The following is a 25664-nucleotide window of genomic DNA, read 5'->3' as shown; positions in this document are numbered from 1 at the left end:
CCTCCCAAACGGTCAAATAATCAACATCGCATCCCCGAAAGAAAAGAATCGGTAGCGTTCCCGAATAGCTTCCTGATAGGCGCGCATGACCTGATCCCGCCCGGCAAGAGCCGATACCAGCATAATTAACGAGGATTTGGGCAGATGAAAATTGGTCAGCAGCCCATCCACCACTTTGAATGGATAGCCGGGGTATATGAAGATATCTGTCCACCCGTTGGATTCCCGCAAGCGGGCAGCAATTTCTTCCTTGTCATTACAGGCGGATCCCCGCTCTTGTGCAGCCCGGCTCCCCACCGTTTCCAAAGTCCGGCATGCGGTGGTTCCCACAGCAATTACCCGGCCGCCCCGTTCCCTCGTTTTCCGGATCAGTTCCGCGGCAGCTTCCGGGAATTCGTAATATTCCGCATGCATCTTGTGTTCTTCAACACTCTCGGCCGCTACTGGCCGGAACGTTCCAAGTCCGACATGCAGGGTTACAAACCCTGTTTCAATACCTTTCTCCCGGATCTGTCGAAGAAAGTCCTCCGTGAAATGCAATCCCGCCGTAGGGGCGGCGGCAGAACCTTTTTTCCGCGAAAACACGGTTTGGTACCGTTCAGCGTCTTCCAATCGTTCCGAAATATAGGGCGGAAGCGGCATTTCTCCCAAACGGTCCAACACTTCGTAAAAGAGACCTTCGTATTGAAACCGTACGATTCGGCCGCCTTCTTCAGTAATATCCAAAATCTCCGCTCTTAGAAGGCCATCCCCAAACTCCACTCTGGCACCAGGCTTAAGCCGCTTGCCAGGTCTAACCAGGACCTCCCACGTAGCGGGCCCTTTTTCCTTCAATAACAGGAACTCCACCTGCGCACCCGTATCCGGTTTGCGCCCGTACAATCGCGCGGGAATGACACGGGTATCATTCAGGATCAGACAATCATCCGGGTTCAAATAATCAAGCAAATCAGTGAACATCCGGTGTTCAAAATATCCGGTCTGACGATGCAGAACCAGCAGCCTCGAAGCAGTTCTTTCCTGCAGGGGATGTTGGGCAATCAACTCCTCCGGCAGATCAAAATCAAATTCCTCAACAAGCATTCACAGCTCTCCTTACCAGCCTACGAAACATCTAGGGCGTATGTCTCACACGCCCTGCGTAAACATTATTGAACCGGTGTCAGATAGGTATTGTAATAATAGTGTTTCAAAATTTGGTCGTACTTATAACCTTCCCTTGCCATTCCATATGCGCCCCACTGCGACATTCCGAGTCCGTGTCCATTGCCTCCGCCCCAAAGAATATAGGCTGGATCTTTTGTCGCCACCCGGGTTTTGCCCGTGTTGTTGATCATGATAAAAGAATCGCCGCTTCCATTGGCTTGTGATACCGTTCCGTTTCCTGAGACTGCGTGCAGGATTTGTCCCTGCATTTTCGCAGCCGGGTAGGAACTTGTTCGTCCATTGGCCCCCAATACGGTGTATTCCCCTGTTTGCTCAATCGAAAACAATGTGCTCGTAACCCCAAACACCGAACGAATTTCGTCCCCTGTCCTCGGGCGGATTATTTGACCGTTTGCCGAAACGGAGCGGACTCGTCCGGATGGGCCCTGCTCGGCAATCGTTAACAAAGTGACAGGACTCGACAATCCCAGTTTATTCTGAAGCTCTGCTGCCGAGAATCCCCTCATCCACGCTGAATCATCATACTCTTTGCGAGTTTCCAGGATCAGAACCCGCTCTCCTTGCTGGGCCGTTCCGATCACTCTGCCGGTAATTCGCGATATGTCAGGGAGAGGACGAACATTCGTTTCAGCCAAAATAAGTCCTTCTTCAAGTCCGACACTGTTTTTGTTTCCCGTTTTGGACACAAAATCGTGACGGACGTATCCGACCATTCCGCTTGGAAGCATTACCCGGTGCCAATCCGGTTCTCTGTTAATCTCAATCGAAATCATATCCCAATGGCTGTCGACAGGCCGCAAATAAGGCACTGCATTTCCCCAAACTTCGGTTCCGTCAGCTGAACGGCCACCATGCGTAGCGGAAAAAAAGGTGTTCACCACTGAATCGTCACTGGAATCATTCGGAGTTCCATTATTATACATTAGGACTTGGCCGCGGGTTGTATCCACTGCCTGGGTTGTATCGGTCTTTTCCCATGTATAACCGCCGTATGCCTGCTCCCAAACCGTGTCATCCACCTGGGCAATTCCCCATTTGGTTGGGGACTGCCCGACCGCATAGGAACGGGCGGCGACCGCTTGGGCTTTTAACGCTTCCAAAGGCCACCCGGTACTCATCTCCCGCGGAACGACTCCTTTTAAGTAGTCATCCAACGGAAGTTTATTCACTACCGCAAGGCGCTGTCTGTATCCCCGAAGAATCAATTGTCCCCGGTACGTAATCCCTTTTTCTTCAAATCGTACTGCACCAGGGCTTCCGTTCGCTTGAAAGACAGCTTCCTGCTTGGTTGATTCAATAAACAGATGATCGCTTACGTTTGTCTCGGCTCCAACCGCATCCTGCTTGAAAAGAACATAATTGCTGGTATAATCAACCGGTGCGGATGCAATCCCTTTCCCGGCAAGTTCATTTTTAAGAGCATCCCGTTCTGCCGAGCTTGCCCCATTGCCGACCCACACTTCATAGGAGTTAACCCCGGCAGCCGTTTGGCGGGCACTCACATAAGCGTCATATCCTTGTGCCCGAATGGAGTCAGCCCCTTGTTTTGCGGCATCGTAGGTTGAATGGCTTCCCGCTTGTAAACGGTACCAACCGGCAATTTTGGTCCCAAGTCCTGTCCGACCGGTGGAGTTCGCTGCACTTTGAGCTTCCGTTAAAGTTTCATAGAAACCGTTCACTACTTGATAGAATTTTCGGCCCGCCCGTGTTTCAACAAAAATGGTGCTTGTTAAACCGGCTGCGGTCAGTTTGTCCCGAATCGCCGCTGCTTCCGGCCAACTGTTCACTTCACCCGCAATTACATAAAAGTTATCCAAACTACCGCGAATGCTTTTGTCCTTGGGTACCTGATAGACTGATCGAAACCCTGAATTCGTGTTGAATCCTACGAAAAGTTCACCTAATCTCCCAGTCAGACTCACAGTATCAAAAGTATTATTGTATTTGTCCGAATTGATACTGACCGCCACCCGAATCGGATCCGACCCGCTGACGGCACCTGCATGCGGAAGGAGTTCTCCCGGCATTAAGGTTCCGGCAAACAACAGACTACAGACACCGATTGACAATTTCCGCCACATAGCTCTTTTTTGGGTTTGCATGGTTCTCTCCTTGCAAGGTAGTTATACATTTCTCAGTTCGACAAATACAGGCAATCTCCTGCCAAAATTGCCATTTCTACGTAAGGAACAGTAAAACAAAGAGGGAAACGATCAATTGCCGTTTCCCTCTTTAAAGATTTGCTTATCCACTTCTTTAATAATAGCCGGCAAAACCGGCTGCATGGAACTATGATCGTTGTGATCATTCTTATTTTTCGTCTTGTCATCTTGTTTGGGTTTAGCTTTTTCTTCTTTCTCTTTCGCTTTTTCCTTGTCTTTATCCATTAAGCCAGGCGGCTTTTGATTGTTGTGATTCTTGTTGTCTGAGTTGTTCTTTTTATCATCCTCTTGCGGGAAGATGCCGACTTTCTTTTCTTGCAGTTCTGCCAAAAGTTCATCAAGTTTTTTGTCGCCGTTCATGCTTTGCACGATTTCTTTCATATCCTGTCCGTGCTGTTTCGCCACGGCTGACACCGAGCTTTGCTTGAGGTCATCCACGGTAACTTCAATCCCGCTCACCTTCGCCTGCAGATACAAAGCATATTTACCGGGAGAGAGTCCTAATTTCAATGCTTCTTCGCGGACAGATTCCGAAACGACAACCCCTCCGACATTTGTCAAGAGACCGTTTTGTTTCAACGTTTCTTGAACAGACATCATGACATCATTTTCTAATACTTTGATGTCCATTTGATAATTGCCTGCATTCGCTGCGGTGACAAGAATCTCTCCATCCGATTTCACGTATCCTTTTTTCGCAGCTTCCGCAGCCAATTCGTTGACTGCTTGTTGTATCGGTTTCCCTTTCAGTTTCAAATTGACAAGTAGAGTCTCTCCGTCTTTGTTTAAAGCAGTCGCTTCCAAAACTTCCCTGTCCTTGTCTACGGCAAGCTCCAAACTTGGATTGATGTCAATGGCTACATAGGCGGATACCGAATCCGGTTGAAAAAGCGGCATCATTTGCCAAATTCCGAGTGCCAAAGCAAGAGACGCAGCGATCCGTCCGATTTTTTTCCATCCAAAAGACTGCTTTGTCACGACCTCGGAAAACTTGACTTCCTGACCGATTCTCATTCCCTCTTCCATGGGGATCCTGAGGAACTGTCGATCTGCGGTCATCACGATCACATGAGAACCGGATAGTTTCATGATGACACCTTTTTGTTCTCGCATGTCTGCCCACCCCCTGACTCTACTGAATGTAATCCTGAAGCATCTCAAACTCGCCAATCAATATCAGAGTGATCGCGATGATATATTTCCGCTGTCGCTCTACCGTTTTGCGGCTCACACTGATTCGGGAACTCAACAATTTTAAGGGAAGTGATTTTTTCTCCAGCAAGTAGTCGCGCATTTCCTGATCTTCCGCAATGATTCGGGCTACATCCATGGCGTTTTGTCTGGCGTCTGCGTGTTTCGGAGACAGTTCGACAAGCTCCTCCAGGCTTATGTCAAATTCGGATAATAACTGGCCAAAACGAAGGATCTCCTCTTGACGATTGATTGTATCCAATTCTTGCGAATGAACTTCCATCGATTTCTGGATTTCCACATAGTTGACTATATTATCTTCGCCGTCGTCCATATCAAAATCGCTGAATGGAACATCTTTTTTCCGAGCGGACTGGGAGCGATAGTAATCAATTAAGCGCCGCTTGATCACGGTATCTGCAAATCCGAGGAAGCTGGCCCCTTTTTCAAGGTCGTACCGATTAATTGCTTCGTTAAAAGCGGAAAGTGCGATGCTGAATTCATCGTCCACTCCCGGTTCGATATAGCGGCCGGTAGCCTGCGAAGCACTTTTAGCAATAAATGGTATATAGTCTTCCAGCAATTTGTTACGTACGTACGGATCCCCTTTTTGGGCAAGTTCGATCAGTTGATTCAAGTCTGAGTACTCATCCGTTTTCTTGCGACGGAACGGTAAAATCGACACCCATTCCACCTCGCTTGTTATAGATTTCGAGACCAGCGGATGTTTTGTGGGGTATTCTTTGCTTATTTGCGAAAAGAGTTCCACAAAAGAGAAATCAAAGTTAACACAACGCTGATCAGGATACTCGTCACGATCGGGAAATAAAATGAAAAATTATCTTTTTTTATTACAATATCGCCGGGGAGTTTGCCGAGCTGACCCAGCCAGCGGCCTCCCACCTGCCACAGCAATGCCAGAACGATAAAAGCGATTCCTATCAGAAGCAAAGTCTTAGCTACCAGATTCATTCGGAGTCCTCCCAAAGTGCACATAGGCACGATTGGTTACAATCCGCCCCCGCGGAGTCCGCTGCAGAAACCCGATCTGCAGCAGGTACGGCTCATACACATCTTCAATCGTATCCGGTTCCTCTCCGATAGTAGCCGCAAGCGTATCCAACCCGACCGGGCCGCCTTGAAACTTGTCAATAATCGCCAGAAGCAGTTGATGATCCACCTGATCCAATCCCAACGCATCCACTTGAATGAGCTTGAGAGCAGATACCGCCATTTCTTTCGAAATAATTCCGTCCCCCCGGACTTGTGCAAAATCGCGCACCCTTTTAAGCAGGCGATTCGCCACACGCGGGGTTCCACGTGATCGGCCTGCAATCTCCTCGGCCGCATCAGGCAGGATCTTTACCTGCAGAATATCGGAGGCCCGCATCACGATTCGGCAGAGATCCTCGACCGTGTAATAATCCAGGTGACTCACCACTCCAAACCGATCCCGCAAAGGCGACGATAAAAGACCGGCCCGGGTGGTCGCTCCCACTAACGTGAAAGGCGGAAGATCCAAACGTACGGAACGGGCACTCGGCCCTTTTCCGATTATTATATCAAGCGCATAATCTTCCATTGCCGGATACAGAACTTCTTCCACTGTACGGTTTAACCGATGGATCTCATCGATAAACAGCACATCTCCCTGTTGAAGATTGGTCAACAAAGCGGCCAAGTCACCGGGTCGTTCAATCGCAGGTCCGGAGGTGATCCGAATATTCACACCCAATTCGTTGGCAATGATGTTTGACAGGGTAGTTTTTCCAAGTCCGGGCGGGCCATAGAGCAGTACATGATCCAGTGCCTCGTTGCGCATCTTCGCAGCTTGAATAAATACTCCCAGATTCTCCTTCACCTGGTTCTGCCCAATGTATTCGTTTAAATAACGAGGGCGGAGTGAATCAAGCGCTCCGTCCTCTCCCATATAGTGTGCTGATATAATCCGCTCTTCCATAACCTAACTCCCATCAAAGTGACGTGAAGCAATGCACCCCCCCACCAAAGTGACGAAATTCTGTGCTGCATATTCCGAGTACTTTGGCGGGAGCCCGTAATATACACATGATGCCGAATGCTTGAGGATGGGGACCCGGAACCCATTAACAGATGGCTGTTGGTGAGATTCGATCTACCTCGTGAGATGCTGGAGCGCTTTCTTGATAAGCGTTTCTAACGCAGCACCTTCCTCAATCTCTTTCGCAAGCACTCTGACGACTCCGCGCGCTTCTTTATCATTATAGCCGAGGGCCAAGAGCGCTTCAAACAGCTCGCCATCTCCTCTCGGGGAAACAGCTCCCGTATACACCGGGATTCCTGCCCCTCCAGGCATACCCAAGTCTTCCAGCTTGTCCTTTAATTCGATAATCAGCCGCTGGGCCGTTTTTTGACCAATTCCGGGCAGCTTTTTTAAAAAATCGACATGTTCCCCTTGAATGGCCTCGATTACATCCCCAATCGGTGCAGCTCCGACAATTGTTAGGGCCGCTTTCGGACCAATCCCCGAAACATTTTGCAGCCGAACGAACAGATCCCGCTCCTGTTTGGTCTTAAAACCAAACAGGACAATCGCATCTTCACGGACATGCTGATGCGTAAACAGTCGTTGACGGGAACCGGGCTGAATCGAATAGGAAGTTGTACCTGAGACAAACACCCTATAGCCAAGTCCGTTGACATTTAGCACGATGTGGTCGATCGCCGCGTCCTCCACAATTCCTTCCACAAAAGCTATCACAGATTCAACACCTCGATCTGCTCTTTATAGTCCCTTTCGTTCGTACACTTCAAAGCGATACTCGTAGGGATTGTTGGAATCCACTGCTTGGTCTGTTGTCGATACAAGCTCCCAACCATGACTGTCAAATTCGGGGAAATAGGTATCTGCATCAAAGTTTCCTTCCACTCTGGTGATATAAAGTTTGTTTGCCATCGGCAGCAACAGTTTGTAAATTTCAGCCCCGCCAACAATAAATAATTCTTCTTCTGCATATTTGGAAGACAGAAGGTCTTCTATCGAGTGAAATACCAGACAACCATCCGGCTTAAAGTTCATATCTTTAGTAAGTACTATATTGATTCTATTGGGCAGCGGTTGTCCAATGGATTCATAGGTTTTGCGTCCCATCACGACGGTTTTCCCTGTTGTCACTTTCTTAAAGTATCTCAAGTCTTCCGGAATATGCCATAGCAATTGATTGTTTTTGCCGATGCCTCTCTTGCTGTCCATTGCAACAATCATTGAAATAGTCATTACACGCTTACCTTGCCTTTGATTGGTGGGTGATGTTGATAGTCCAAAACTCTGATGTCGTCATACGTGAAATCATCGAAGTGTTGTACTTCCGGATTTAACCACAGTTTCGGCAAAGGATGGGGTTCTCTGGTCAGCTGCAGCTGAACCTGTTCCAGATGGTTGACGTAAATGTGAGCATCCCCGATTACATGATGAAGTTTTCCAACTCCCAATCCCGTCACATGTGCCAACATATGAGTCAATATGGCGTAAAAAGTAATATTAAACGGAACGCCTAAAAACAAATCTCCGCTCCGTTGATAGAGCTGACAGGATAATTCACCATTCCGCACGTACCATTGTGTCATCATGTGGCAGGGTGGAAGACGCATATCGTCCAATTGTGCAACATTCCAGGCGGTGATTATATGTCGGCGCGAGTAGGGATTATTTCTCAAGTCGTGAATCAGCCTTTCGACTTGGTCAATTCTTTCTCCATTCGAACCTTCCCATCCTCTGAACTGATATCCGTACCCTTTGCCAATCGTATTTTTTTCGTCAGTCCATTCGTTCCAGATGCGAACACCGTTTTCTTGCAAATAGGAAACATCGTTGCTGCCTAAAACGAACATCCATAACAATTCATGAATTACGCTGTGCAGGTGGATTTTTTTTGTTGTAACTACCGGAAGCCCCTCTTTCAAATCAAAAACCATTTTCTGCCCAAAGGTAGAAATGGTTCCGGTCCCCGTCCGGTCTTCTGTAAGTACACCTTCTTCAAGAACAGTTTTCAGGAAATCCAGATATTGTTTCATATCACTTACCCCTATTCATTAACTTCGATTGGCGAATGACATCACGGGTTACTTTTTATTTTCGAGTAAAAGGGCGCAGTATGAGCATGTGCAACCGCTACCGCTAACGCGTCAGCTACATCATCCGGTTTCGGAACATCCTGCAGCCCCAAGAACATACGAACCATCTCCTGAATCTGCTGTTTCTCCGCTTTCCCGTACCCTGTAATGGATTGCTTGATCTGTATCGGTTTATATTCCGCTACGGTCAATCCCATTTGCGCAGCCACCAACAACACGATCCCTCGTGCTTGGCTGACCCCGATTCCGGTGGTCACATTTTTGCTGAAAAAAAGCTCCTCGATTGCAAGAGAATCCGGTTTTCGACGATCGATAATTTCGCATAATGCATCGTAAATTTGCAAAAGCCTCTTTTCCATGGAAAGCTTGCTGCTTGTCTCAATCAAACCAAATTCAAGCGGGCGAATCCGATTTCCTGTTGTTTCCACGACCCCGTAGCCTGTCCGGCCATACCCCGGGTCGATTCCCAATATCCGCATGCAGGTCCGCCCCCTTCTCCCTAACTATTCGCTATGCGAACATACATTTCCTGTAGGGGACCCATTTAAAGCACCACTTGGCAACTCTGTTGCCTTACAGGAAAATTGTCTACACGTTTACCAGACAACTTTCCAATTTGCATAGAATGTCATCCCGATTCAGGCGCTTTCCGATCAAAACCAGTTTAGTATAGCGAGGTTCACGTCCCCATTCTCCGTTGGCAACAGCCTGACTTCGGTCACCCACGAGATGGAAAATCAACTTTTCGTCATACCCTTCGATCCAGAGGATCCCTTTGCCGCGGAAGATCCCTCCCGGCAAATTTCCCATAAATTCCCCGAACCGGTCATAATCGAGAGGCCGGTCAGAAGCAAAAGATACCGAGCTGATTTCATCGTCTTGCAAATGGCTGTGAAAATGATTGTGCTCCACCCCGAATGCACAATCCGGGCAATCCTCAAGCATCAGCAGCTCTCCTTCCGAGCCCCCGCCAAACAGCCTTTCCAATTGAAACATCCCGACATCCAGAAGCAGTCGAAGATCGACGCGTGCATTCACCGTATCCAAGACGCGGGCTGCCGGATTGAGATCATAGAGTTCTTCTTTGATCTTTCCTACCGTTTCGGACGAAACGAGATCGATTTTGTTCAGGATCAGGATATCCCCCGCCAGAATCTGGTCTGTTGTCGTACCGCTCAGTTCCAGATTTTCAGAAAATCGGCTTGCATCGATGACGGTCACAATCGCATCCAAGCGAACCTGCTCATTGAGCTCGTCAATCAAAAATGTCTGTGCCACCGGACGGGGATCAGCCAAACCGGTGGTCTCAACCAGTAAATATTCCGGACGGTCCTCACGTTCGAGAATTTTTTCAACGGCCTGCTGCAAGTCCTCCCGTACTGTGCAGCAAATACAACCGTTCGCGAGTTCCACAACCTCTTCGTCGGTCCCAACCACTAGGTGATGATCAATCGAGATTTCTCCAAATTCATTGACGATCACTGCAACCTTGAGACCGTGGTTCTCCTGCAAAATATAATTCAGCAACGTCGTCTTGCCGCTGCCTAACGCCCCTGTCAGTATCGTCGCCGGAATTCTTTGATCGATTTGCTCCATCCGTTTCGCCCCCCGAAGTACAATTCGTCTAAAATTCAGTATAGCATGCGCCAAAAAAAGTTGGATAAACTTGAAACTTTTTGTGTGCTTGCAACGTCTTATAGAGTGAATCCCACAAGCGGCACCCAAGCGAGAGACTTCTGCTAACTCCCGGTTTGGTGCCTGAGAGGAAGGTGATTGGTTTGGATCCGAACATTATGGCACTATTCCTGCTGGCATCTACTGTCGGCGTCGGATTAACCATAATCGCGATACAAGAAAGCATGTCAGAAGGAACAGACCAGGATCATTCTTCCTCAAAAAATGACCAAACAGAAAAAGAAGGGTAACCGGAGGTTCGGTTACCCTTTATTGTTTTATCCGATCTTCTCCATCTCTTCTTCCGAGATTTCAAAGTTTGCATACACAGCCTGAACATCATCATGTTCTTCCAATGCTTCATATAATTGGAGCATTTTCTTAGCGTCTTCTCCGTGAAGTTCAACCGTATTCTGCGGAACAAAGGTTACGGTAGCTTCATCAAATTTTATCCCCTGGCCAACGAGTGCCTCTTGTACGGAAGCAAAGTCATCCGGCGAGGTCGTAATCTCAAAATAATCGTCTTCCGATTGAAAATCTTGTGCACCAGCATCAAGTGCCATCATCAGGAGATCGTCTTCGGAGAACGGGCATCCTTCTTTTTCAACCGTTAATACGCCCTTCCGATCAAACATCCAGCCCACACAACCTGTCTCTCCCAGGTTGCCATCGCGCTTCGTAAATATATGCCGGATCTCAGCCGCTGTCCGATTGCGGTTATCGGACAAAAGCTCAATCATCACGGCGACGCCGCCGGGACCATAACCTTCGTACACCAATTCTTCATATGTGACGCCTGGAATGTTCCCGAGTGCTTTATCAATTGTCCGTTGGATGTTATCGGAGGGCATATTTGCTTCCCGTGCTTTATCAATCGCCATGCGCAAACGGAAATTGGTATCCGGATTTCCGCCCCCCGATCGTGCGGCGCTGAAGATTTCCCGCGAAATCTTTGTAAACAGTTTGCCGCGCATCGCATCCTGCTTGCCTTTTCTATGTTGAATGTTCTTCCATTTCGAATGTCCTGCCATTTGTATTGCACCTCACTGAGAATGTTCCATTCCCAGTCTAGCATAGGGCGAGAAAAATGGTCAAAGGTTTGGTTTTTTGCTTAAACTTCTCATTCGATTCCGTTGACAGTATACATCAGAAACAACAATTTTTCTATTCATATCTCTCGACAAACCGGGGCGTATCGACACAGAAAACCGTCAAATTGTGTCGATCGGCCGGTTGTTCAAAATTCTGTAACAATTGGCCGACAGCATCTTCCCGAAAGCACCTATTCCTTCCCCATGCTCATGCCGAATCGGCGCATATTCACTTTGTAAATTACATCAATTTTCACGTTGGGAAATTCCTGATCCCATTGTATCGTCCGCCAAAGCTCCGGGTGCCTGGCCCGTACGAGAAATCCAAGACCCAAGACATCCGTTTGGAGATCTTTTTGAACGTGCCGAATCATCTCGTTTGCACGATTCTCCAATACTTTGGCGGTTGCTTCCTGAACCTTATTGATGACCGCTTCATTGTTGAAATCAATTTTGCACTCCGACTCGACAATGTCTCCCTCCATTCGAACATCGTAAGTCGCGTGAATTTGTCCGCCTCTGTGTTCTATCCTGACTTTTGTAGCTACGTCCCGGGGATGAAACGCCATGAAACGGTTCGACTGATCGAAACAGGGAACCACCACTTCGCCGCCCGGTTTTTTATCACGCAAGTTCATATAGGCCCATACATGAGGTTCTGTTAACTGCCCCACCATTTTTGATTCTTTAAACACTGCCGTTCCAGACCACCTCATGCCGTTGTTGGTAATCGAAACAAGATTCATCATTGGCTGAACGGACGTATCGGAAAGAGAAATAAAGAATTCACCGAGCGAGATGTCCGGCATCACCTTGTCTCTTGCACCCGTTTCCAGCATTTCTTTGATAAACATCATCGGGATCTGCTCCAGCTTGGGATCCACATCCAGTATTTTGGAAGCCCTTCCCGGAACGATAATCGGCCACAACAACCTGCGTACTTGCGGGGAGCGTCGCAGTATATCCATAAAATCGGCAATGTCCGTTTTGGCTATTTTATCGCTGAGAACGACGATTCGGGTATGTCCGTAGAACAGCTGTTGATTGAGACGTTTTTCAATATTTTGCATCGCATCCAGGACCGTACGGCCTGAACCGGATATCACCCGAACCGCTTCCTTGCCTCCCTGGCCGCCTCCTCCGCCTCCGGCACCAACGATCTTGATGGGTATGGGAATCTGGATGGTGACGTCAATCAGTTCCGGATTGTCTTCGTTTACGTCGACAGCAAATGCAACCACCGATGTCCGTTGTTCCAATTCTCGGCGATCCCAACAGCCTGTAACACTGAAAACGATCATGAGAACCGTAATGAGAATTTTAACTAGCCGGCTCATCGCGATTCTGCCCCTCTGGATCGAATCATTGTGAATCCTAACAGGATCAGCGGGATAATGATCCCTATAAGGATTCCAGGCCATGAAAGGCGATTAAGGGCGGCAAACAGATCGAACAGATTGCGCGGGTACATGGCAACCACATAGAGGACAGGAATCAATCCAATCGAGAGGTAGGCAGTCTTGCGAATTCCCAGTGCATCACAAATTAAACGGCTGCCCGCATACAAATAATTGCCTGCCGTCGTGAAGACGGCAGCCACCCAAACCCCGATAAACACCGCTTCGGCCCGTTCCAGGATCAGTCCGGGGACATTGACCGTTTTGACCAATTCCAAGGCTGGCCATGTAAGCCGCTGCAGTTCTTCATGGCCAAATGTTACGATCCCTGCCACAACAATCAAGAGATACACCAATCCCACAAACCCCACGCCTAACAGATTGGCTCGCATGTACTTTGTTTCAGGGGACAGGCGGTGAGCAAACTGCAAAATGATTTCATACCCTAAGTAGGTTATTACGGCGCCATGGAGCGAATTGAGAATGCCTTTGGTTTCCAGCGGATACAAAGGCAATAAACGGATGAAGTTCGCTTTTTGCAAAGCTAAAAGCCCCAGGATCAAAAGCGGCACCACCATCAGTGGAAATAAAAATTCGTTTACCCGAAAGACAACCTTGTCTTTTGTTAAGCAGAGGTACAAAGAAACCAACAGCATGCTGGCGACCGTGACTTCAAGCGGAGTATCGACTAAGACCGCAGTTACAACCACCTCACCAAATGTACGGGCCGCCATTGCTGTAAACATCAGCCAGTACCCCGCATAAATCACTATGATCGGGAAGCCGAGCACTTTCCCAATCCACGTATGTCGAGGGAGCCCTAATACATGGGATACAAAAACCGCGAATGTTCTGCCTTGCATCCGAATACAAAGTAGGGTCATGATCCAAACTCCTGCAAGAGACACCAAAAAACCGATCACGATCGGAATCCATCCTTGATGAAACGCAAACTGTGTAGCCGTGCGGGGCAACATCAATACGCTAACGCCAATCACCGTACTTGTAATTATCGACATAGATTGGCTCTGGGTGAGCCGATCAGTTTTGATCGGGAGTGTCGGCTTGTTCATCGGACTCTCCTTTCTTGACTCCTTCTGCGGTCGAAGGAATCACACGTTTTGGATCTACAGACATCGTCGAAGGCGGCCGTGTTACCATCTGGTACAGAGGCGTGCGGTAGAAGGTATCCTTCCATCCGGTAACGCGTCGCGGCGCCATAGGAGACAAATAGGGTATGCCGAATGATTCGAGATTGCACAAATGAATGGTAATCGCGATCAGGAACAGCATGATGCCATACAGCCCCAGTGTTCCGGCGAACAACATCAGTGGAAACCGCAGCATACGAAGGGCGATGGAAGCGCTGTAGCTGGGAGAGGCAAACGAACCGATCGTTGTCAGAGCCACAATGATAACCATGACCGGACTGACAATCCCGGCCCGGACGGCCGATTCACCCACCACCAACGCCCCCACAATGCCAATGGTCGGTCCGACGGGACCGGGCAAACGAACACTGGCTTCCCGCAAAATCTCCATCGTGATCTCCATCAAAAAGGCTTCAATAATCGAGGAAAACGGCACAGTCGCTCGTCCGGCCGCCATGGCAATCACAAGCTTGGATGGTATCATTTCCGGATGAAAAGAGGAAAAAGCGATATAAAGCGACGGCAGCAGCAGCGCCATGAACATGCTGATCAGCCGGATGGAACGAATCATCGAAGCAATCAAAAACCGTTCGTAATAATCTTCCGGGCTGTTATAAAACTGAGTAAACGTTGCGGGAGCTATCATGATAAAAGGTGTTCCGTCAACCAAAATGACGATCTTCCCCTCCAAGAGAGCGGCAGCCGCCCTGTCCGGCCGTTCGGTATTCTGGATCTGCGGAAAGGGCGACCAATGGTGGTCTTCGATAAACTGTTCTATATATCCGCTTTCCAATGCTCCATCGATTTCGATTCTTTTGATGCGTTCCTGGACTTCTTTCAGAACATCGGGATTTGCTACTCCTTCAATATAAACAACAACAACATCGGTATCGGTCCGTTTGCCAACCTTGATGCCTTGCAACCGCAGATTCGGATCTTTCAACCGGCGCCTGATTTGCGCAGTATTGATGCGAAGCGTTTCTGTAAAAGCATCGCGGGGTCCTCTTACCACCGATTCGCTCAGCGGCTCTTCCACCCCCCGTTTTTTCCACCCTTTCGACGACACTGACAACGGGGGATCCCCGCCCTCTCGAAGCAAGACTGTATCCCCGGAGAGAACCGCTTTGATTAACTGCCGAAAATCTTTTATCAATCTGGCTTCACTCATTGGAATGCGTTTGAGCAAATCCGATTCTTCGTTTTCGTCAGAACCGGAACCCGCACCCGCATCACTTACCAATGGTTTCAGGAGAAATTCATTAACCAACTTCGTATCCACAAGCCCGTCAATATACACAATGGCGGCACGTTGTTTCCGCGGACGCGAGATTTCAAATTCCCTGATGATCACATCGTCGCTTTCGCCGAGTACGTTTCGGACCTTTTCCAGATCCTGATCCAAAGAACCTGACAATGGCTGTCCTTCATAAGCCGTGGTCGTTTGTTCCAATCGCTCGGCGAGCACCTGCTCTTTTTTTCGATTGATTTTTTTGCGGATGTTCAAGCCAAATCATCCTTTGTTTGGAAAACTATTGCTTTTTTGTAGTATGTGCATTGCCTATAAATTTAATAAAAAAGGATGCCCTTGACCCAGGGCATCCTTTTTGCTTATTTCACAAACAAGGCATTCATTTCTTTTGGAGCGGACGGCGGAAGTTCGCGCTTGTGCTGGCTTCTCGCTTCCATCAGTTGAATCTTTTGCTTCACATCCTCCGGTATTTCCAACCCGGCTATATAATCATCAATATCATCGTAGCGGAGTCCCATTTCCGACTCATCCGTTTGCCCCTCATAAAGACCGGCCGAGGGGGGCTTCTTAATCACCGGCTCCGGAATATGGAGATAGCGTGCCATCTCCCGAACCTGCCTCTTCAAGAGAGAACTGATCGGCAGAATATCCACCCCTCCGTCACCGTACTTGGTAAAATACCCGGTTACACTCTCAGGTGCGTTATCGGTTCCAACCACCAAATACCCACGCTCCTGCGCAGCCAAATATAAAGTGGACATACGCAGACGGGCTTTCAAATTCCCACCTACGAGAGGATGGGATTCGGTTCCCACCAAACCACTGGACTGAGCGGTTTTGATCATTACATTGTAAGTTTCCGACAAGTCCATCACTTTAAAATCCAGTCCAATTGCAGTACACACCATTTCTGCGAACTGACGGTCCTCCGGAATGCTGTTACAAGGCATGATTAATCCTAACGACTGCTCTGGAAACGCCTTTTTGCAGAGGGCCGATACAACCGCGCTGTCAATTCCACCCGACACTCCTACGATAACACCTTTTGCATTCGCTTCATGAATTCGCTCACGAATCCACCAAACCAAATTGTCGATCGTATACTGCGCGACACCCTCCCGAACGTCTTCCATCCATCGCACATTTTCCAGTGGAACCCTAACACTCCCTTTGGAAAAATGGGCACCCGACAATGTGCACACCAATGTGCCGTTTTCCTCACTCTGTACAAGTCCATAGCTGGGGCTGTTGACCCCGCTGATTACGTTCACCACTTTTCTCGTCTCCATGCTTGCAGCATCTCCTTACACGTATGTAATCAATCCTGACATGACAGAAATTCTTTTCCTTTTCAGTATACCTCTCCTCTCCGGAAAAACAAGAATTGAATAAAAATACACCGAAAGAACATTCTTGTCTTTCGGTGTTGGGGTGCTTTCTTTGTATTTTCACTCTTCCGATGGTTCTTCGGCTCCCTCTTCTCCACGGGTCATCTTCGGTGTGGAGGGGAACATTTTCTGCCAATCTTGTGCAGATTGTGGGGAAAAACCACTTGGCCCCAGTCCGCTTGGCAGTCCGCTCGGCGCCATACCCATCCCGGGAGCCGGTACTGGCATCGGGGGGAACATATAGGGGGGCATCATATAAGGCATTATGTGGGGAAACACCGGATAAGGATATAGATTTCCCCACTCATCCATTATCGCCGGATAGGTTCCCGGCGGGCACGGACCGTACACAGGTGGCGGAAAAAATACAGGTGCGGTCGTTGGAACCGGGGCGGGCTTAGGTGCCGGCATAGGAATCGGCTTGGTGACGTGATGTTTTTTGGCATATGGCTTCAATTCTACATGGTATTGCGGATGATAGTGAAGCATCGTCACATCGATTTCATGATGAATCGGGGCGGGCGGGATCATAGGTGCAGGCGGCATAGGTACAGGCGGCACTGGTGCGGCTTTGATAGGTTTTATTTCTGTCATCTTTGCCTTTGGCATCGTCATCATTTCTTTTGGACTCAGCCCGGGTCCCACCGGCATTCCAGTCATATCGCCATGATGATGGGTCGGAATATTAATTACTTGTCCCGGCATGATCATATCGGGATTCGGGATTTGCGGGTTGGCCGCAATAATACTGGCAAGAGAATGGCCTGTTTTCTTTGCGATCTTCCACAGCGTATCTCCGCTTTGGACCACATATTTGGTCATGTTCATCCCCTCCGGCATTGGAATTGGTTCGAATGGCATCTCGGCACCCGGCAGTGTCCCCGCGTGACCTAGACCAGGTGTAACTTCCGGAGTTGGACTTGCAACGTTTTCCCCCTCCGTTGGAACATTTACTTTCATTCCGACATTAATTTTATCCGGATCGGCAATTTGAGGGTTCGCTGCAATAACAGAGGCTAAGGGTACCCCGTGCATTTTGGCAATCTTCCATAATGTATCTCCCTTTTGGACCACGTGAACTTTCAACCCGGCGTCCTCCCCTTTTAGTCAAATATCACTTGCAGTATATGCGCCCGGCGGGCATTTGCCATGAAAATGAAAAAATTGGGCATCTGTCGGGAATCCCGGTATAATAAATTACAAATAGAACCGCTTTATAAAGGAGTTACGCAAAATGAATCTGTTATCGGTGGCTGTCGGAGGCGCAATTGGGGCCTTGGGCCGCCATGCACTCTCCCTGTTTCTTCCGGCTCCGCCGGACTCACTCTTCCCGTGGCCGACTTTTGCAGCAAATCTAACCGGTTGTTTCATCATCGGTTTTTTCTACCAAATGGCGGAACATAGAACAATCCCTGCCGCCCTTCGCCTGGGATTGGCCACCGGGTTGCTGGGCGGCTTTACCACTTTCTCCACATTTTCTTTGGAGGTTCTCACTCTTCTGAACGGCGGGCATGTTCTTGTCGGGTTTTTGTATGTTCTAACAAGTTTGGCTGCAGGACTTGCCGCATGCTATTCCGCGACCGTACTTGCCCGCAAACTGTCCGGGCGAATGCCAAACGAGGAGGCGGATAAAGGCAACCGGTCCCCAAGCTAATGAAGATTCGATGTATTCTTAATCGGGAGGTTCTGAAAATGTGGAGCTTAGTGGCAATCGGAGGAGCATTCGGAGCGATTGTAAGATGGCAAGCCGGAATCTGGCTGATGAAACAGCTGCCCATACGTTGGCCTATCGGCACTTTTTTTGTTAACGCATCGGGCTCCTTCCTAATGGGGGTTCTTGCAAATCTTCAGACTGCCCCCTCCGTGTGGTCACTCCTGGGGACCGGATTCCTTGGGGCTTTCACCACTTTTTCCACTTTCGGCTATGAGACGGTTCAAATGTTACAGGCAAAAGAATGGGAACGCGGTCTATCTTACGTGCTTGCATCGGTGGCGACCGGCTTTGTTGCATGCTGGCTGGGCCTTTATATATGAAGCGGATCCCAGTTTTTAACCATTATGGAAATCGGTAAAGGATTTTCCGTCCCCCCATCGAATACCATTAGATATTATCCAAATTACGGAAGATCCCTTATACCTCTGATAGACAGGGGCAACAAGGGAGGGGGAATGGAACATGGCACAATGGTTGTTAAGCAAGCTAATGAAACAAGATAGAGAGTCTGAACGAGTGTTATTTGAAATGTTTTACCCCCGCGTCTACACAACCGCCCACTTCATGACACGAGACCCTCATCTCGCCCAAGATATTGTGCAGGAAACGTTTATTAAGGCTTTCAAACAGATGCATACTCTGAAAGACGGAGAAAAAATGGGTGCCTGGTTGGGGGCGATTGCATCCAAAACCGCTTTGGACTTCCTCCGAAAGGCAAAAAAACGAAACGATTTGGCAATTGATGACGCCTTTATAGAGAATGAGAATTCAATCCCTGATTTTGGTTCTCCTGTGGAGGAGATTGTGGAAGCAAGATTCGTGACCGATATGCTCAGGCAGTGCATCTCTGAATTGAGGCCCGAATACAAGCAGGTACTTATGCTAAAGTATCATCTTGGCCTAAAGGATGAAGAAATTGCAGAAGCCCTGGAGACTTCCCCGTGGGCAGTAAAATCACGAATTCACAGAGCCAAGCTGGAATTAAAAGTAAAGGTAACAAAACTGGCAGAAGGGGGAGGCGGTGATTTCAGTGACAAATCCCTTGAATCCTGAGTTCGACGAACTGATTCAAGTCCATCAAAAAAGGGACTGCGAAAAACAGTCCCAATCGTTTAAACGCACTATTTAATTAAAACGCCGGTACGACCGCACCCTGATACTTGTCTTCAATGAATTTCTTCACTTCCGAAGTGTTTAAAGCGGCTGCAAGCTTTTTCATTGCGGCCGAATCTTTGTTGTCAGGACGGGCAACCAAAATGTTCACATACGGCGACTGCTTATCTTCAATCACGAGCGCATCTTTGGTCGGAACGAGTTGTGCCTGAAGAGCGTAGTTGGTGTTAATCAACGCAAGATCCACTTCCCCGAGCACCCTCGGCAGCATAGCAGCTTCCAGTTCTTTAATCTTTACGTTTTTCTTGTTTTCTACGATGTCTTTCACAGTTCCTGCAATGCCAACTCCGTCTTTCAGCTTGATTACACCGCTCTTCTCAAGCAACGCAAGCGCACGGCCCCCGTTAGTGGCATCGTTTGGAATCGCTACTGTTGCGCCCTCTTTCAAATCATCGATTTTCTTGATTTTCTTTGAGTATGCGCCGAACGGCTCAATATGAACCCCTGTGACTTTTACAAGGTTCATTTTGCGGTCTTTGTTTTCCTGTTCGAGGTAAGGAACGTGCTGGAAGAAGTTTGCATCCAATTGTTTTTCGAATACTTGTACATTCGGTTGTACATAATCGTTGAATTCTTTAATTTCCAGGTTCACACCTTGTTCTTTCAGTTTCGGTTGGACAAACTTCAGAATTTCCGCATGAGGAACTGCGGTAGCTCCTACCTTCAAAGTAACTTCTTTGTTTTCGCCGCCGGCGGAAGGAGCCGGTGCAGTTTCTTTCTTGCCGCACGCTGCCAACGAGAATGCAAGCGTAAGTGATACTACAGGAACAAGCCATTTTTTCATTTCCAGTTTCCCCTTTCAATTTTTGCGATTCATTTTTTCTCTATGGAAAGATCGTTTTGCGACCTTGCCTGCGATTATTTTCTGCTGAAGCGAAGAACCAATCTGTCTCCGAATGTTTGGAGGATCTGAACCAACACAAGCAGGATCAGAACCGTGACAATCATGACATCTGTCTGGAAGCGTTGATATCCGTAACGAATGGCCAAATCTCCCAGTCCTCCGCCACCAATTACCCCTGACATGGCTGTGTAGGAGACAAGTGCCACCGTAGTGATCGTGATTCCCGCGATAAGGCCCGGGCGGGATTCAGGCAGCAGCACTTTCCAAATAATGTGCCAGTTTGAGGCTCCCATTGATTGGGCCGCTTCAATGACTCCGCGATCCACTTCACGCAGGGAAGTTTCCACCAACCGGGCAAAAAACGGGGCCGCGCCAATCACAAGCGGCGGAATGGAACCCTCCACGCCGATTGAAGTCCCTACAACCAGCTTGGTGAACGGGATTAGCAGGATCATCAGGATAATAAACGGCACCGATCGCAGGATATTTACAACAAAAGATGTAACTGAATAGAATACCCGATTTTCAAGCAGCTGTCCTCGTGAAGTTAAAAATAAGAACACTCCCAGCGGCAACCCGATCAAAACGGTAAAGAATCCCGAGAGCCCCAGCATAATCAACGTATCGATGGTTGCCTGTCCAATCTCTGCCCAATCCAAATTTTCGAATGTCAATTCCAACTAGATCACCTCCACATCAAGCCCACGCAGGCGCAATGCTTCAATGGTCGAATTGACTTGTTGGGCGTCGCCATCCAATTCCACGACCAGTTGACCGTAGGGTGTATCTTTCATCCGGGAAATCGTACCTTGCAGGATATTGAACGAAGTACCGGTTTCCATCATGGTTTGGAATAAAATCGGCCGGTAAGTCTGCTCGCCCAGGAAAGTGATGCGGACAATGATTCGGTCACCGGAAGATTTTTCGTGTGCCACCGTTTCTCTCAGTTCCACCGAGTCAGCCACTTGCTCGACAAATTCCCGCGTTGTCGGGTGCTGAGGTTTCAAAAATACATCGACGACCTTTCCTGACTCAACAATTCTCCCTCCGTCAATCACTCCGACCCCGTCACAAATCGAACGGATCACATGCATTTCGTGTGTGATCAATACAATAGTGATGCCGAGTTTCCTGTTAATATCTCGCAGCAAGGCAAGAATCGAGTTGGTTATTTGCGGATCAAGCGCAGATGTCGCTTCATCACACAGCAGCACCTTAGGATCGTTTGCCAATGCTCTCGCAATTCCGACACGCTGTTTTTGCCCTCCGGACAATTGAGCCGGATATTTGTTCCGATGTCCTTCCAAACCGACCAGAGACAGCAGCTCCGATACCTTGCGCTCGATCTCCGCCTTGGGCCGTTTGGCAAGTTTCAACGGGAACGCCACATTCTCCGCGACAGTGGCAGATGAAAGCAGGTTAAAATGTTGAAAAATCATGCCGATTTGTCGGCGCTGTTCCTGCAGCTTCCGATCTTCCAAAGCCGTCAGATCCACACCATCCACGACTACGCTCCCGGAAGTCGGACGCTCCAACAGATTGATACAGCGAATCAGTGTACTCTTTCCCGCCCCGGAATGGCCGATCACACCGAAAATTTCTCCCTTTTCTATCGAAAGATCGATTCCGCGCAAAGCAGGAACCAGTTTCCCATTCACCTGATAATCTTTATAAAGATTTTGCAGCAGAATCATCCGTTTCACCTCCGTTCAATAAAAAAACCCTTTTCACAGAATGAAAAAGGGTTGTTGTATCCAGCGCCCCTCCTCATCTGTCAAGATCAAACGATCTTGTAGGAATTGGCACCGCGACACCCATCATTAGGATGAGCCGGTTGCCGGGCTTCATTGGGCCTGTCCCTCCGCCTCTCTTGATAAGAAGAATTTCCAAATCATTTGTATTCAATTTATCATTTTAAAAATACAAGAACGAGTATATCGTACCCAGAAAGATAAAGTCAATACAAAAAAATGAAACAAAAAAATCAAAAATCCCGCAATTATTAAAAATTAATTTGCAGGATTTTTCAGGAAAATATTTCGATTACCATGCTGCGTACTTTTCCGCTTGCTTACGACGTATTTGGAGAGTATTAATTTTTGAGATCAGATTCCTTTGCTCATCTTCTTTGAAGAAAAGGAATTTTACTCCATACAGAAACATCTCTTCCGTTTCTGCTTGTTTCCAAACTAGTTGACCGTAAACGTTGATTTCATGATTCGGAATATCAATCTGAAATTGCCATACCAAAACTTCGCTGATGGGCAAATCGCGATCCGTCAGGAAGCAAAGCCCGCCACCCGAAATATTTTGAATTTCCACCTCGAACTCATCCCCGAAAGGCAGCTGCTTCGCCCCCAATTTACGCAAACGAAGCGAACAAAAAGCGGTGATATTCAGACGATAAAATTCCCTCTGCTGCATACTCGTGTCCTCCCCGTATTCCCCCGAAACCCCAATACCAAATTCTTCAATTGCACCTGTAAATGGTGTTAATAATTTATAACAGAGAGGTTCGACGACTCTAGGTACTTCAGTCCTATTTTTAATTTCTTTGATTGGACAAGGGGTCCCTTTAAAAAACAAACAAGCACTTTCCGCAGAAGGGGAAAGCGCTTGGGATGCAGATAGGACTTTGGTAGCAAAAATCTTCTTAGGCGTGGAGATCAGCCTTCTCTTTCATCCGTCGATAATCTTTGCCGAAAGTATCCATGCGTTTCATAATTAATCGGTTAACAGCATCCAGATAGGCCCGGGCACCCGCTTCCAGCGTGTCCGTAGAAGTGGCTCGCCCATTGCTGACAATCTCACCTTGCCGAATTTGAATTCTCACTTCCGCGAGAGCGTCCTGTCCCCCAGTTACCGAGTCGATCTGGTAATGGAGCAGTTCCACCTGTTCCCCGGTAATCCGATCAATTGCACGGGAGATCGCATCGAACGCCCCGTTTCCAACAGCCGCTTCCTGCAGCAGACCTTGTTCGTCATCGATTAACCCAACGGTTGCTGTCGGAACGCCGTGTGTACCGCAGGATACCTGCATGAATTCTAAACGATACGAAAGCTTGGAAGTATCAACTTCGTATTCCAGGAGCAGGGACAGAATGTCCTCGTCCGTTACATACTTCTTCTTGTCACAAAGATCTTTAAACTTGCGGAATACTGTGTTCAAAGCCTCACCATCAAGATCGTACCCGAGGGACGCGATATGGTCTTTGAATGCATGGCGGCCCGAATGCTTACCCAGAACAAGCTTCGTATCTGCCATTCCCACGGTTTCCGGACGAATGATTTCATAAGTGGATTTCTCTTTCAACATTCCGTCCTGGTGAATACCGGACTCATGAGCAAACGCATTGGCACCGACAATCGCTTTATTTGGCTGCACGACCATACCGGTCAGTTTCGATACCAATCGGCTGGTACGGGCAATCTGGGAAAGATCCAGGCTGGTTGTGGCCTGGTAAATAGTTGGTCGAGTAGCAAGAGCCAACACTACTTCCTCGATCGCCGCATTACCCGCCCGTTCACCGATTCCGTTAATCGCGCCTTCGATCTGATCAGCCCCTGCCAAAATGGCAGCCAACGAATTGGCAACCGCCATTCCAAGATCATCATGACAATGAGCCGACAATTTCAATTTATCCGCACCTGATGCGTGGTCACGGATGTACTTGAATATCTGTCCATATTCATCCGGTGTCAAATACCCGACCGTATCCGGAATGTTGAACACCGATGCTCCCCATTTCGCAGCAACTTCAGCCACTTTTACAAGAAAATCGAGATCGGAACGTCCCGCATCTTCAGCAGAAAACTCAACATCGGGTACATATTTGCGTGCCAACTTAACAGCGAATTCCGCTTGCTCCAACACTTGCTCCGGTGTCATCCGCAATTTGTGCTGCATATGAATCGGAGAAGTTGCCAGAAACACATGAATTCGTGGATGCTCCGCTCCTTTTAGCGCTTGATACGCCTGATCGATATCCTTCTCTGTGGAACGTGCCAAGGAGCAGATGCTGACCCCTCGAACTTCATTTGCAATTCGTTGTACCGATTCAAAATCTCCTTTGGAGGAAGCCGCGAAACCAGCCTCAATGATATTGACACCAAGTCGAGCCAGCTGACGGGCAATCTCCAGTTTTTCTTCTTGTGTCAGACTCACACCAGGGGATTGTTCCCCATCGCGAAGAGTGGTGTCAAATATCTCAATCTTGCGCATAAATCTCCCTCCTTAATTTTTTGTCTTTCGATTCCCATTTTTTATAAGTCCCCATCAAAGCGCTGCACTTGGCACCACTTTTGATGGGGGTTCCTTTTAGTTAGATGGCTTGTTGATCCAACTCATCATTTCACGGAGCTGTTTGCCCACTTGTTCAATCGGGTGCTCAGCTTCCTTGTTCTTAACGGCGGTGTAGAAAGGACGACCTGCCTGATTTTCAAGAATCCATTTCTTTGCAAATTCACCGCGTTGGATTTCTTCCAGGACTTTACGCATCTCTTTCTTTGTTTCTTCGGTTACGATCCGGGGACCAGTGACATAATCACCAAACTCCGCCGTATCGGAAATCGAGTAGCGCATTCTTGCCATGCCGCCCTCATACATAAGATCTACAATCAGTTTCAGTTCGTGCAAACACTCAAAGTATGCAATTTCCGGACGATATCCCGCTTCCACCAGGGTTTCAAAACCGGCTTTCACCAGTGCAGTAGCGCCCCCGCAGAGTACAGCCTGTTCACCGAACAGGTCTGTTTCGGTTTCCTCACGGAAGGTTGTTTCAAACACACCTGCACGTGTACAGCCAACACCCTTTGCATAAGCAAGCGCAATATCCTTTGCTTTTCCGGTTGCATCCTGATGGATCGCGATTAATCCCGGAACGCCGCCGCCTTGTGTGTATACCCGGCGTACCAGATGTCCAGGGCTCTTTGGAGCAACCATGGCAACATCGACATCTGCCGGAGGAGTGATTTGACCAAAATGAATGTTAAAACCATGTGAGAAAAGAAGCATTTGTCCTGCGCGCAGGTTCGGTGCAACTTCATCACGGTACACTTGCGCTTGACGCTCATCCGGCATAAGAATTTGGATCACATCGGCCACCTTTGTTGCATCAGCAACCGACATGACTTCGAATCCATCTTGTTGCGCTTGTGTCCATGATTTCCCGGGACGACCGGCTACAATCACTTTAACACCTGAATCGCGAAGGTTCTGAGCCTGTGCATGGCCCTGTGAACCGTATCCTACGATCGCAACTGTTTTCCCTTCAAGGAATTTTAAATCGGCATCATTTTCATAGTACATTTTCATAATCTGATCCCTCTCCCAAACTAGTAGATTTAGTGG

General features: G+C 48.3%; 27 protein-coding genes and 1 riboswitch. Of the genes, 4 read left to right on the top strand and 23 right to left on the bottom strand.

What is annotated here, in order from left to right; translation table 11 throughout:
* Nucleotides 1-12: 12 nt before the first annotated feature.
* From queA to ACFO8Q_RS20265, 11 genes are all read right to left on the bottom strand, one after another.
* The gene (queA, locus tag ACFO8Q_RS20315; protein ID WP_380028479.1) at nucleotides 13-1083 is read right to left on the bottom strand and encodes a tRNA preQ1(34) S-adenosylmethionine ribosyltransferase-isomerase QueA; all 1071 of its coding nucleotides are present in this window, start codon (nucleotides 1081-1083) and stop codon (nucleotides 13-15) included.
* A 65-nt stretch (nucleotides 1084-1148) separates the two neighbouring features.
* Nucleotides 1149-3269: a SpoIID/LytB domain-containing protein gene (locus tag ACFO8Q_RS20310; RefSeq protein WP_380028477.1), complete on the bottom strand. Its 2121-nt coding sequence runs from the start codon at nucleotides 3267-3269 to the stop codon at nucleotides 1149-1151.
* Nucleotides 3270-3380: 111 nt separating this feature from the next.
* On the bottom strand, nucleotides 3381-4442 hold the full coding sequence (locus tag ACFO8Q_RS20305; RefSeq protein WP_380028474.1) for an anti-sigma factor domain-containing protein: 1062 nt from the start codon (nucleotides 4440-4442) through the stop codon (nucleotides 3381-3383).
* Nucleotides 4443-4461: 19 nt separating this feature from the next.
* Nucleotides 4462-5205: an RNA polymerase sigma factor SigI gene (gene sigI, locus ACFO8Q_RS20300; protein WP_380028472.1), complete on the bottom strand. Its 744-nt coding sequence runs from the start codon at nucleotides 5203-5205 to the stop codon at nucleotides 4462-4464.
* Between the two features lie 62 nt (nucleotides 5206-5267).
* Nucleotides 5268-5492, bottom strand: a complete 225-nt coding sequence (locus ACFO8Q_RS20295; protein ID WP_380028470.1) for a DUF2905 domain-containing protein — start codon at nucleotides 5490-5492, stop codon at nucleotides 5268-5270.
* A complete protein-coding gene (ruvB, locus tag ACFO8Q_RS20290; RefSeq protein ID WP_380028468.1) occupies nucleotides 5476-6480 on the bottom strand; it encodes a Holliday junction branch migration DNA helicase RuvB in 1005 nt (334 codons plus the stop codon). Before ruvB ends, ACFO8Q_RS20295 begins: the two co-directional genes overlap by 17 nt.
* Nucleotides 6481-6654: 174 nt before the next feature.
* Nucleotides 6655-7260, bottom strand: a complete 606-nt coding sequence (gene ruvA / locus ACFO8Q_RS20285) for a Holliday junction branch migration protein RuvA (protein WP_380028466.1) — start codon at nucleotides 7258-7260, stop codon at nucleotides 6655-6657.
* 24 nt (nucleotides 7261-7284) lie between these two features.
* The gene (locus tag ACFO8Q_RS20280; protein WP_380028464.1) at nucleotides 7285-7776 is read right to left on the bottom strand and encodes a dihydrofolate reductase; all 492 of its coding nucleotides are present in this window, start codon (nucleotides 7774-7776) and stop codon (nucleotides 7285-7287) included.
* Entirely contained in the window at nucleotides 7776-8573 is a 798-nt protein-coding gene (locus ACFO8Q_RS20275; RefSeq protein ID WP_380028462.1) for a thymidylate synthase, read from the bottom strand. Before ACFO8Q_RS20275 ends, ACFO8Q_RS20280 begins: the two co-directional genes overlap by 1 nt.
* A gap of 41 nt (nucleotides 8574-8614) precedes the next feature.
* Nucleotides 8615-9112 carry a crossover junction endodeoxyribonuclease RuvC gene (gene ruvC, locus ACFO8Q_RS20270; RefSeq protein WP_380028460.1) on the bottom strand — a complete coding sequence of 166 codons (498 nt, stop codon included), beginning with the start codon at nucleotides 9110-9112 and terminating at the stop codon, nucleotides 8615-8617.
* 109 nt (nucleotides 9113-9221) lie between these two features.
* Nucleotides 9222-10229, bottom strand: coding sequence for a CobW family GTP-binding protein (locus ACFO8Q_RS20265; RefSeq protein WP_380028458.1), 1008 nt, complete (start codon nucleotides 10227-10229; stop codon nucleotides 9222-9224).
* A 182-nt stretch (nucleotides 10230-10411) separates the two neighbouring features.
* Between ACFO8Q_RS20265 and ACFO8Q_RS20260 the strand changes: the two genes are divergently transcribed.
* Nucleotides 10412-10558, top strand: coding sequence for a hypothetical protein (locus tag ACFO8Q_RS20260; RefSeq protein ID WP_380028456.1), 147 nt, complete (start codon nucleotides 10412-10414; stop codon nucleotides 10556-10558).
* 27 nt (nucleotides 10559-10585) lie between these two features.
* On the opposite strand, the gene ACFO8Q_RS20255 is transcribed toward ACFO8Q_RS20260, so the two are convergent.
* The 6 genes from ACFO8Q_RS20255 to safA all read right to left on the bottom strand — a co-directional run bounded on the left by ACFO8Q_RS20255 (nucleotide 10586) and on the right by safA (nucleotide 17669).
* Entirely contained in the window at nucleotides 10586-11338 is a 753-nt protein-coding gene (locus tag ACFO8Q_RS20255) for a YebC/PmpR family DNA-binding transcriptional regulator (RefSeq protein ID WP_380028454.1), read from the bottom strand.
* 251 nt (nucleotides 11339-11589) lie between these two features.
* Nucleotides 11590-12735: a Ger(x)C family spore germination protein gene (locus ACFO8Q_RS20250; RefSeq protein ID WP_380028452.1), complete on the bottom strand. Its 1146-nt coding sequence runs from the start codon at nucleotides 12733-12735 to the stop codon at nucleotides 11590-11592.
* Nucleotides 12732-13868, bottom strand: a complete 1137-nt coding sequence (locus tag ACFO8Q_RS20245) for a GerAB/ArcD/ProY family transporter (protein WP_380028450.1) — start codon at nucleotides 13866-13868, stop codon at nucleotides 12732-12734. The genes ACFO8Q_RS20250 and ACFO8Q_RS20245 overlap by 4 nt, the downstream gene beginning before the upstream one ends.
* Entirely contained in the window at nucleotides 13837-15450 is a 1614-nt protein-coding gene (locus ACFO8Q_RS20240; RefSeq protein WP_380028449.1) for a spore germination protein, read from the bottom strand. Before ACFO8Q_RS20240 ends, ACFO8Q_RS20245 begins: the two co-directional genes overlap by 32 nt.
* Before the next feature lie 104 nt (nucleotides 15451-15554).
* Complete coding sequence (gene nadE, locus ACFO8Q_RS20235; RefSeq protein ID WP_380028447.1) at nucleotides 15555-16484, bottom strand: NAD(+) synthase; 930 nt, start codon at nucleotides 16482-16484, stop codon at nucleotides 15555-15557.
* A gap of 159 nt (nucleotides 16485-16643) precedes the next feature.
* Nucleotides 16644-17669, bottom strand: coding sequence for a SafA/ExsA family spore coat assembly protein (safA, locus tag ACFO8Q_RS20230; RefSeq protein WP_380028445.1), 1026 nt, complete (start codon nucleotides 17667-17669; stop codon nucleotides 16644-16646).
* A gap of 148 nt (nucleotides 17670-17817) precedes the next feature.
* Between safA and crcB (ACFO8Q_RS20225) the strand changes: the two genes are divergently transcribed.
* From crcB (ACFO8Q_RS20225) to ACFO8Q_RS20215, 3 genes are all read left to right on the top strand, one after another.
* Nucleotides 17818-18237 carry a fluoride efflux transporter CrcB gene (gene crcB / locus ACFO8Q_RS20225; RefSeq protein ID WP_380028443.1) on the top strand — a complete coding sequence of 140 codons (420 nt, stop codon included), beginning with the start codon at nucleotides 17818-17820 and terminating at the stop codon, nucleotides 18235-18237.
* Nucleotides 18238-18275: 38 nt separating this feature from the next.
* Nucleotides 18276-18617, top strand: a complete 342-nt coding sequence (gene crcB / locus ACFO8Q_RS20220; RefSeq protein WP_380028441.1) for a fluoride efflux transporter CrcB — start codon at nucleotides 18276-18278, stop codon at nucleotides 18615-18617.
* A gap of 142 nt (nucleotides 18618-18759) precedes the next feature.
* The gene (locus ACFO8Q_RS20215; RefSeq protein ID WP_380028439.1) at nucleotides 18760-19350 is read left to right on the top strand and encodes an RNA polymerase sigma factor; all 591 of its coding nucleotides are present in this window, start codon (nucleotides 18760-18762) and stop codon (nucleotides 19348-19350) included.
* Between the two features lie 76 nt (nucleotides 19351-19426).
* Here the strand turns inward: ACFO8Q_RS20215 and ACFO8Q_RS20210 are convergent, their stop codons facing one another.
* The 6 genes from ACFO8Q_RS20210 to ACFO8Q_RS20185 form a co-directional block, all read right to left on the bottom strand.
* Complete coding sequence (locus tag ACFO8Q_RS20210) at nucleotides 19427-20254, bottom strand: MetQ/NlpA family ABC transporter substrate-binding protein (protein ID WP_380028436.1); 828 nt, start codon at nucleotides 20252-20254, stop codon at nucleotides 19427-19429.
* 74 nt (nucleotides 20255-20328) lie between these two features.
* On the bottom strand, nucleotides 20329-20994 hold the full coding sequence (locus tag ACFO8Q_RS20205; protein WP_380028434.1) for a methionine ABC transporter permease: 666 nt from the start codon (nucleotides 20992-20994) through the stop codon (nucleotides 20329-20331).
* Nucleotides 20995-22008 (bottom strand): methionine ABC transporter ATP-binding protein, encoded by a 1014-nt coding sequence (locus ACFO8Q_RS20200; protein ID WP_380028432.1) that lies wholly within the window; start codon nucleotides 22006-22008, stop codon nucleotides 20995-20997. It abuts the gene before it with no gap.
* Nucleotides 22009-22078: 70 nt separating this feature from the next.
* A riboswitch (SAM riboswitch) is annotated at nucleotides 22079-22194 on the bottom strand.
* Between the two features lie 163 nt (nucleotides 22195-22357).
* Nucleotides 22358-22738, bottom strand: a complete 381-nt coding sequence (locus ACFO8Q_RS20195) for a PilZ domain-containing protein (protein WP_380028430.1) — start codon at nucleotides 22736-22738, stop codon at nucleotides 22358-22360.
* Nucleotides 22739-22967: 229 nt separating this feature from the next.
* On the bottom strand, nucleotides 22968-24536 hold the full coding sequence (locus tag ACFO8Q_RS20190; protein ID WP_380028428.1) for a 2-isopropylmalate synthase: 1569 nt from the start codon (nucleotides 24534-24536) through the stop codon (nucleotides 22968-22970).
* A gap of 96 nt (nucleotides 24537-24632) precedes the next feature.
* Complete coding sequence (locus tag ACFO8Q_RS20185) at nucleotides 24633-25628, bottom strand: ketol-acid reductoisomerase (protein ID WP_380028426.1); 996 nt, start codon at nucleotides 25626-25628, stop codon at nucleotides 24633-24635.
* Nucleotides 25629-25664 lie beyond the last annotated feature (36 nt).

The organism is Effusibacillus consociatus, assembly GCF_042652925.1.
Classification (GTDB): Bacteria; Bacillota; Bacilli; order Tumebacillales; family Effusibacillaceae; genus Effusibacillus; species Effusibacillus consociatus.
Note: the sequence above shows the minus strand (reverse complement) of the source record. Positions and strands in the feature narration are given on the sequence as shown.

Coding starts and splice junctions, on each gene's coding strand:
- queA (WP_380028479.1), bottom strand. CDS start 1,083: ATGCTTGTTGAGGAATTTGATTTTGATCTGCCGGAGGAGTTGATTGCC.
- ACFO8Q_RS20310 (WP_380028477.1), bottom strand. CDS start 3,269: ATGCAAACCCAAAAAAGAGCTATGTGGCGGAAATTGTCAATCGGTGTC.
- ACFO8Q_RS20305 (WP_380028474.1), bottom strand. CDS start 4,442: ATGCGAGAACAAAAAGGTGTCATCATGAAACTATCCGGTTCTCATGTG.
- ACFO8Q_RS20295 (WP_380028470.1), bottom strand. CDS start 5,492: ATGAATCTGGTAGCTAAGACTTTGCTTCTGATAGGAATCGCTTTTATC.
- ruvB (WP_380028468.1), bottom strand. CDS start 6,480: ATGGAAGAGCGGATTATATCAGCACACTATATGGGAGAGGACGGAGCG.
- ACFO8Q_RS20280 (WP_380028464.1), bottom strand. CDS start 7,776: ATGACTATTTCAATGATTGTTGCAATGGACAGCAAGAGAGGCATCGGC.
- ACFO8Q_RS20275 (WP_380028462.1), bottom strand. CDS start 8,573: ATGAAACAATATCTGGATTTCCTGAAAACTGTTCTTGAAGAAGGTGTA.
- ruvC (WP_380028460.1), bottom strand. CDS start 9,112: ATGCGGATATTGGGAATCGACCCGGGGTATGGCCGGACAGGCTACGGG.
- ACFO8Q_RS20265 (WP_380028458.1), bottom strand. CDS start 10,229: ATGGAGCAAATCGATCAAAGAATTCCGGCGACGATACTGACAGGGGCG.
- ACFO8Q_RS20255 (WP_380028454.1), bottom strand. CDS start 11,338: ATGGCAGGACATTCGAAATGGAAGAACATTCAACATAGAAAAGGCAAG.
- ACFO8Q_RS20250 (WP_380028452.1), bottom strand. CDS start 12,735: ATGAGCCGGCTAGTTAAAATTCTCATTACGGTTCTCATGATCGTTTTC.
- ACFO8Q_RS20245 (WP_380028450.1), bottom strand. CDS start 13,868: ATGAACAAGCCGACACTCCCGATCAAAACTGATCGGCTCACCCAGAGC.
- nadE (WP_380028447.1), bottom strand. CDS start 16,484: ATGGAGACGAGAAAAGTGGTGAACGTAATCAGCGGGGTCAACAGCCCC.
- crcB (WP_380028443.1), top strand. CDS start 17,818: ATGAATCTGTTATCGGTGGCTGTCGGAGGCGCAATTGGGGCCTTGGGC.
- crcB (WP_380028441.1), top strand. CDS start 18,276: ATGTGGAGCTTAGTGGCAATCGGAGGAGCATTCGGAGCGATTGTAAGA.
- ACFO8Q_RS20215 (WP_380028439.1), top strand. CDS start 18,760: ATGGCACAATGGTTGTTAAGCAAGCTAATGAAACAAGATAGAGAGTCT.
- ACFO8Q_RS20210 (WP_380028436.1), bottom strand. CDS start 20,254: ATGAAAAAATGGCTTGTTCCTGTAGTATCACTTACGCTTGCATTCTCG.
- ACFO8Q_RS20200 (WP_380028432.1), bottom strand. CDS start 22,008: ATGATTCTGCTGCAAAATCTTTATAAAGATTATCAGGTGAATGGGAAA.
- ACFO8Q_RS20195 (WP_380028430.1), bottom strand. CDS start 22,738: ATGCAGCAGAGGGAATTTTATCGTCTGAATATCACCGCTTTTTGTTCG.
- ACFO8Q_RS20190 (WP_380028428.1), bottom strand. CDS start 24,536: ATGCGCAAGATTGAGATATTTGACACCACTCTTCGCGATGGGGAACAA.
- ACFO8Q_RS20185 (WP_380028426.1), bottom strand. CDS start 25,628: ATGAAAATGTACTATGAAAATGATGCCGATTTAAAATTCCTTGAAGGG.